The organism is Streptomyces sp. NPDC051921 (assembly GCF_040680975.1).
In the GTDB taxonomy this organism is placed as follows: domain Bacteria; phylum Actinomycetota; class Actinomycetes; order Streptomycetales; family Streptomycetaceae; genus Streptomyces.
In genome coordinates this window covers 75,055-82,216 of record NZ_JBFAXU010000030.1, presented here as the reverse complement: position 1 = coordinate 82,216, position 7,162 = coordinate 75,055, and the positions used below count along the sequence as shown (strand labels likewise).

The 7,162-nt window shown below is 69.7% G+C and carries 4 protein-coding genes; 1 reads left to right on the top strand and 3 read right to left on the bottom strand.

The genetic code is table 11. From position 1 onward, the window contains the following. Positions 1–133 precede the first annotated feature (133 nt). Positions 134–3,028 carry a vitamin B12-dependent ribonucleotide reductase gene (locus AB0M16_RS31925; protein WP_365349166.1) on the bottom strand — a complete coding sequence of 965 codons (2,895 nt, stop codon included), beginning with the start codon at positions 3,026–3,028 and terminating at the stop codon, positions 134–136. Between the two features lie 177 nt (positions 3,029–3,205). After that, positions 3,206–3,715: a transcriptional regulator NrdR gene (gene nrdR / locus AB0M16_RS31920; protein ID WP_365349175.1), complete on the bottom strand. Its 510-nt coding sequence runs from the start codon at positions 3,713–3,715 to the stop codon at positions 3,206–3,208. Between the two features lie 505 nt (positions 3,716–4,220). Here nrdR and lexA point away from each other — a divergent pair. Then, complete coding sequence (lexA, locus tag AB0M16_RS31915; protein ID WP_365349164.1) at positions 4,221–5,012, top strand: transcriptional repressor LexA; 792 nt, start codon at positions 4,221–4,223, stop codon at positions 5,010–5,012. Between the two features lie 163 nt (positions 5,013–5,175). On the opposite strand, the gene AB0M16_RS31910 is transcribed toward lexA, so the two are convergent. Beyond that, a complete protein-coding gene (locus AB0M16_RS31910) occupies positions 5,176–7,152 on the bottom strand; it encodes an ATP-dependent DNA helicase (protein WP_365349162.1) in 1,977 nt (658 codons plus the stop codon). Positions 7,153–7,162 lie beyond the last annotated feature (10 nt).

Sequence of the window (7,162 nt, the reverse complement as noted above, 5' to 3'; positions counted from 1 at the left end):
GGCCTGGAGGTCACCTGGACCGAGACGCCCACCCAGTGGGGCAACGGCCCAGGGCCGACGCACCTCCCTCACAGAGAACACGCTTGGGGTTCCGCTACGTCAGACGGTGCATCCGACGCGGTTCCGCCCGGTTTCAGCTGCAACCACTGGTCGAGCCGCAGCCCTCGCAGATGTAGCAGGAGCCGGCGCGCTGCATCTTCGTACCGCACGAGAAGCAGAGCGGGGCGTCCGCGCTGATGCCGAGCTGCATCTCGACGAGCTCCGCGGAGGTGTGGGCCTGCTTCGGGGCCGGGATCTCGGCCTTCGCCGGGGCGGCGACCGCCTTCAGCTCCTGGGCGCGCGGGGCGGACTGGGCCAGACCCTCGACGTCCATGTCGACGTCCTCGACGGACTGCTCGTACGAGCCGGTCTCCAGGTGGCGCTGCCGCTCCTCGGCGGAGTGGATGCCGAGCGCGGAGCGAGTCTCGAACGGAAGGAAGTCGAGCGCCAGGCGGCGGAAGATGTAGTCGACGATCGACTGCGCCATCCGCACGTCCGGGTCGTCCGTCATGCCGGCCGGCTCGAAGCGCATGTTGGTGAACTTCGAGACGTAGGTCTCCAGCGGCACGCCGTACTGGAGGCCGACGGAGACGGCGATGGAGAAGGCGTCCATCATGCCGGCGAGGGTCGAACCCTGCTTGGACATCTTCAGGAAGACCTCGCCGAGACCGTCGTCCGGGTAGGAGTTGGCGGTCATGTAGCCCTCGGCGCCACCGACCGTGAACGAGGTGGTGATCCCCGGGCGGCCCTTCGGGAGGCGCTTGCGGACCGGGCGGTACTCGACGACCTTCTCGACGGCCTCGCGGATCGTCGCCTCGGTCTTCGCGGTCACCTCGGCCTTCTCGTCCTCCTTCTTCTTGGCGGAGAGCGGCTGGCCGACCTTGCAGTTGTCGCGGTAGATGGCGAGCGCCTTGACGCCCATCTTCCAGGCCTCGAAGTAGACCTCCTCGACGTCCTCGACCGTGGCCGTCTCCGGCAGGTTGACGGTCTTGGAGAGGGCGCCGGAGATCCACGGCTGGATGGCGGCCATCATGCGGACGTGGCCCATCGCGGAGATGGAACGCTCGCCCATGGCGCAGTCGAAGACCTCGTAGTGCTCGGTCTTCAGGCCGGGGGCGTCGATCACGTTGCCGTGCTCGGCGATGTGGGCGACGATCGCCTCGATCTGCTCCTCCTGGTAGCCCAGGCGGCGCAGGGCCTGCGGGACGGTGCCGTTGACGATCTGCATCGAACCGCCGCCGACCAGCTTCTTGAACTTGACCAGGGCGAGGTCGGGCTCGAGGCCGGTGGTGTCGCAGGACATCGCGAGACCGATGGTGCCGGTCGGGGCGATGACCGAGGCCTGCGCGTTGCGGAAGCCGTTCTTGGCGCCGAGGCGGACGACGTCCTGCCAGGCCTCCGTGGCGGCGGCCCAGATCGGCGAGTCGAGGTCGTCCATGCGGACGGCCTTGTCGTTGGCGTCGGCGTGCTGCTTCATGACGCGCTGGTGCGGCTCGGCGTTGCGGGCGTAGCCGTCGTACGCGCCGACGACCGCGGCGAGCTCGGCGGAGCGCTTGTACGAGGTGCCGGTCATCAGGGAGGTGATGGCGCCGGCCAGCGCGCGGCCGCCGTCGGAGTCGTACGCGTGGCCGGTCGCCATCAGGAGCGCGCCGAGGTTGGCGTAGCCGATGCCGAGCTGGCGGAAGGCGCGGGTGTTCTCGCCGATCTTCTGGGTCGGGAAGTCGGCGAAGCAGATGGAGATGTCCATCGCGGTGATGACGAGCTCGACGACCTTGGCGAAGCGCTCGACGTCGAAGGACTGGTTGCCCTTGCCGTCGTCCTTGAGGAACTTCATCAGGTTCAGCGAGGCGAGGTTGCAGGACGTGTTGTCCAGGTGCATGTACTCGCTGCACGGGTTCGAGCCGTTGATGCGGCCGGACTCGGGGCAGGTGTGCCAGTGGTTGATCGTGTCGTCGTACTGGATGCCCGGGTCGGCACAGGCCCACGCGGCCTCGGCCATCTTGCGGAAGAGCGCCTTGGCGTCGACCTCCTCGATGACCTCGCCGGTCATGCGGGCGCGCAGGCCGAACTTGCCGCCGGCCTCGACGGCCTTCATGAACTCGTCGTTCACGCGGACGGAGTTGTTGGCGTTCTGGTACTGGACGGATGTGATGTCGTCGCCGCCCAGGTCCATGTCGAAGCCCGCGTCGCGGAGGGCGCGGATCTTCTCCTCCTCCTTGACCTTGGTCTCGATGAAGTCCTCGATGTCCGGGTGGTCGACGTCGAGGATGACCATCTTGGCGGCGCGGCGGGTGGCACCGCCCGACTTGATCGTTCCTGCCGAGGCGTCGGCGCCGCGCATGAAGGAGACCGGGCCGGAGGCGTTGCCGCCCGAGGAGAGCAGCTCCTTGGAGGAGCGGATGCGGGAGAGGTTCAGGCCGGCACCGGAGCCGCCCTTGAAGATCATGCCCTCTTCCTTGTACCAGTCGAGGATCGACTCCATGGAGTCGTCGACGGACAGGATGAAGCAGGCGGAGACCTGCTGGGGCTGCGGCGTGCCGACGTTGAACCACACCGGGGAGTTGAAGCTGAAGATCTGGTGCAGGAGGGCGTAGGCCAGCTCGTGCTCGAAGATCTCGGCGTCGGCGGGGGAGGCGAAGTAGCCGTAGTCCTCGCCGGCCTTCGTGTAGGTCTTCACGATCCGGTCGATGAGCTGCTTGAGACCGGTCTCGCGCTGCGGGGTGCCGACGGCCCCGCGGAAGTACTTGCTGGTGACGATGTTGACCGCGTTCACCGACCAGAAGTCGGGGAACTCGACGCCGCGCTGCTCGAAGTTGATCGAGCCGTCGCGCCAGTTGGTCATGACGACGTCACGGCGCTCCCAGTTCACCTCGTCGTACGGATGCACGCCGGGGGTGGTGTGGATGCGCTCGATACGCAGGCCCTTGCTCGCCGCCTTGGCTCCCTTGGCGCGGGAACCACGTGCCGGACCGCTCGCCGTCTCTGTCATGCCGCCTCCCATATACGGGCAAAACACACTGGAGCGCCAGGAAAATTCCAGGGCTCCGTCTTCTGTACTGACGTCTGTAGTGCTCTTGCCACGAACGCCTCGCGGATCGCTCGGGGCAGGTCTTGTGGGGCCGCGTGGCGGCCGGTCGCCGGACCCGCACGGGTCCGGCCCGCCGGTCTAGTCGGCGGCGGTGGCGGGAACGGGCACCCCAGGGGTCGCTCCGGTCCCGCCGTCCTCAGCGGGAGGCCGGTCGCGGAGCTCCGCGATGGCGGCCTCGAAGTCTTCGAGGCTGTCGAAGGCCTTGTAAACGGACGCGAATCGCAGGTACGCGACGAGGTCGAGTTCCTGCAGCGGGCCGAGGATGGCCAGACCCACGTCGTGGGTGGTCAGCTCGGCGCTCCCGGTGGCGCGCACCGCCTCCTCGACCCGTTGGCCGAGCTTGGCGAGGGCGTCCTCGGTGACGGGCCGTCCCTGACATGCCTTGCGGACGCCGGAGATGACCTTGGTGCGACTGAAGGGTTCGGTGACCCCGGACCGCTTGACCACCATGAGCGAACACGTCTCCACCGTCGTGAAACGACGGGAGCATTCGGGGCACTGGCGGCGGCGGCGGATGGACGTCCCGTCGTCGGTGGTGCGACTGTCGACGACGCGACTGTCGGGGTGCCTGCAGAAGGGGCAGTGCATGTGGTTCCGACCCTCCCTCACGGCACGACTGAATAGCCTCGCCGGGCCCGTCAAGGCCCCTCGAAGCGACCACCAGCATAGGCGATCCGAGCACCCCCGGCCGACCGGGGACCACTACTTGTGGGTGGCAGTCGACATGCAACCACTAGATCTTGGGTTGGTCGGCGATTTCGCAGCCCTGCGCGTGTCGCGCTCGCGGCGGGGGTGCCGGGGTGCCGGCGACCGGCCACGAGGGTACGGGAAGGGCGCGGCGGCGCCGATTCCGGGGTGCCCGGTGCCACACTGGGGAGAACACCCCCCGGCCGGGCGCCGACCCGATCCGACCCGGCGGTGAAGGCTACCGTAATGACCGTTTTGGGGCGGTGGCCAGGTCTGCGTATACACCCACTCACGCACACACGTAAGACGAACTGCGAATTTTCACTCGAACGTGTGTTTGGCGCAACCTTTCGAAAGCTACTACCGTTGTGCCAGCCAGGGAGACCATTCGAGAGGGGCCGCCGACGTGACCACCACCGCAGACAGTGCCACCATCACTGCCCAGGACCGCTCCCAGGGCCGACTCGAGCCGGTGCATGCGATGAATGACGCAGTCATGAACGGGGAGGGGGAGCCCGGCCGACCCGCGCGCTCGCTCCCCGGACGACCTCCAGGCATCAGGGCCGACAGCTCCGGCCTCACCGACCGCCAGCGCCGGGTCATCGAGGTCATCCGCGACTCGGTGCAGCGCCGCGGCTACCCGCCGTCGATGCGCGAGATCGGCCAGGCCGTGGGCCTCTCCAGCACCTCCTCCGTGGCACACCAGCTGATGGCCCTGGAGCGCAAGGGCTTCCTCCGTCGCGACCCGCACCGGCCCCGCGCGTACGAGGTGCGCGGCTCCGACCAGCCCAGCACGCAGCCGACGGACACCACGGGCAAGCCCGCCGCCTCCTACGTCCCCCTGGTCGGCCGTATCGCGGCCGGTGGCCCCATCCTGGCCGAGGAGTCCGTCGAGGACGTCTTCCCGCTCCCCCGACAGCTGGTCGGTGACGGCGAGCTGTTCGTCCTCAAGGTGGTCGGCGACTCCATGATCGAGGCCGCGATCTGCGACGGCGACTGGGTCACGGTCCGCCGCCAGCCCGTCGCCGAGAACGGCGACATCGTGGCCGCCATGCTCGACGGCGAGGCCACGGTCAAGCGCTTCAAGCGCGAGGACGGCCACGTCTGGCTGCTCCCGCACAACGCGGCGTACCAGCCGATCCCTGGCGACGAGGCCACCATCCTGGGCAAGGTCGTCGCCGTACTGCGACGGGTGTGACCCACCTCGTCGGCCCTGAACCGGGCCCCGGGACCCACTGCGCCGGTCCCGGGGCCCTGCTGTTTTCCGACCGTCTTCGGGCCCGGCCCAGGGCCTTGCCGCCGGCAGCGCGTTCCCAGGGAGCCCCGCTTCCAAGGCCCCATGGGTCCCGCTGCCGCTGCCGCTACGCCTCCGCCGCGGCCTGTGCGGCCGCGTCGATCGCCGCGAGGGACTTCCGCACCTGGTTGCGGTCCGTCGTGTACCAGAAGTCGGGCAGCGAGGCCTTCAGATAGCTGCCGTACCGCGCCGTCGCGAGCCGCGGATCGAGGACCGCGACCACACCGCGGTCCCCCGTCGCACGCACGAGCCGGCCGGCGCCCTGTGCCATGAGCAGCGCCGCGTGCGTCGCCGCCACCGCCATGAACCCGTTGCCGCCGACGTCCTCGACCGCCTTCTGGCGCGCGCTCATCAGCGGGTCGTCCGGACGCGGGAAGGGAATCTTGTCCATCACGACGAGCTGGCAGTTCGGCCCCGGGACGTCGACGCCCTGCCAGAGGGAGAGCGTGCCGAAGAGGCAGGTCTGCGGGTCGGCGGCGAAGTTCTTGATCAGCTCACCGAGGGTGTCCTCGCCCTGGAGCAGGATCGGCAGCTCGGGAATCCTGGTCCGCAGCTCCTCGGCCGCCAGCTGGGCGGCACGCATCGAGGAGAACAGTCCGAGCGTGCGCCCGCCGGCGGCCTGCATCAGCTCGGTCAGCTCGTCCAGCATGTCGCCGCGCTCGCCGTCCCGCGCGGGCCGGTTCAGATGCTTGGCGACGTAGAGGATGCCCTGCTTGGGATAGTCGAAGGGCGAGCCCACGTCGATGCCCTTCCACACCGGCAGGTCCTCGCCCTGGGTGCCCTCGGGGGCCAGGCCCAGCGACGCGCCCACCCCGTTGAAGTCGCCGCCCAGCTTGAGGGTGGCCGAGGTGAGGACGACCGACCGGTCGGCGAACAGCTTCTCGCGAAGGAGGCCCGACACCGTCAGCGGCGCGACCCGCAGCGAGGCGCCGAAACGGTCGTGCCGCTCGTACCAGACGACGTCGTACTCCGAGCCCTGGGTGATCCGCTCGGCGACACCGTGGACGGTCTCCACGGACGCGAGGGCCTGCTTGCGGACCGCGTCCTCGTCCTGCACCGAGCGGTCGCGCGTGGAGCCGAGGGCCGTGATCACCGCACGCGAGGCGTCGCGGAGGGCCATCAGCGCGTAGCCGAGGTCCTCCGGGATCTCCTCCAGACGGCCGGGCAGCGCCAGCTCCATCAGCTTCTCGAAACCCTCGGCGGCGGTCTGCAGCTGATCCGCGACCTTCTCGTCGACCAGCTTCGCCGCGCGCCGCACCGCCCGGTTCACCTGCCCCGGGGTGAGCTCGCCGGTGGCGACCCCGGTCACCCGGGAGACCAGCTCATGGGCCTCGTCCACGATCAGCACCTCGTGCTGCGGCAGCACCGGCGCGCCCTCGATGGCGTCGATGGCGAGCAGCGCGTGGTTGGTGACGACGACCTCGGCCAGCTTGGCCCGCTCGCGGGCCGCCTCGGCGAAGCATTCCGCCCCGTACGCGCACTTGCTCGCGCCCAGACACTCGCGCGAGGAGACGGAGACCTGGGCCCAGGCCCGGTCGGAGACGCCCGGCGTGAGATCGTCGCGATCGCCGGTCTCGGTCTCGTCGGACCAGTCACGCAGCCGCAGCAGGTCCTGGCCGAGCTTGCTGGTGGGAGCCGCCGCCTCGAACGGGTCGAAGAGGCCCTCCTCCTCGTCCTGCGGCACGCCCTCGTGGAGGCGGTGCAGGCACAGGTAATTCGACCGGCCCTTGAGCATGGCGAACTCCGGGCGGCGCCGCAGCTGCGGGTGCAGCGCGTCGACCGTCCGCGGCAGGTCGCGCTCGACGAGCTGGCGCTGGAGCGCCAGCGTCGCCGTCGCGACCACCACCCGCTCCCCCTGCGCCAGCGCCGGCACGAGATAGCCGAGGGACTTACCGGTGCCGGTGCCGGCCTGGACGAGGAGGTGGGAACCGTCGTCGATGGCCTCGGCCACGGCCTCGGCCATGGTGACCTGGCCGGGGCGCTCCACACCGCCGACGGCGGAGACGGCGGCGTGGAGGAGATCGGGGAGGGATGGCTTCGTCATAGCCCTTCCA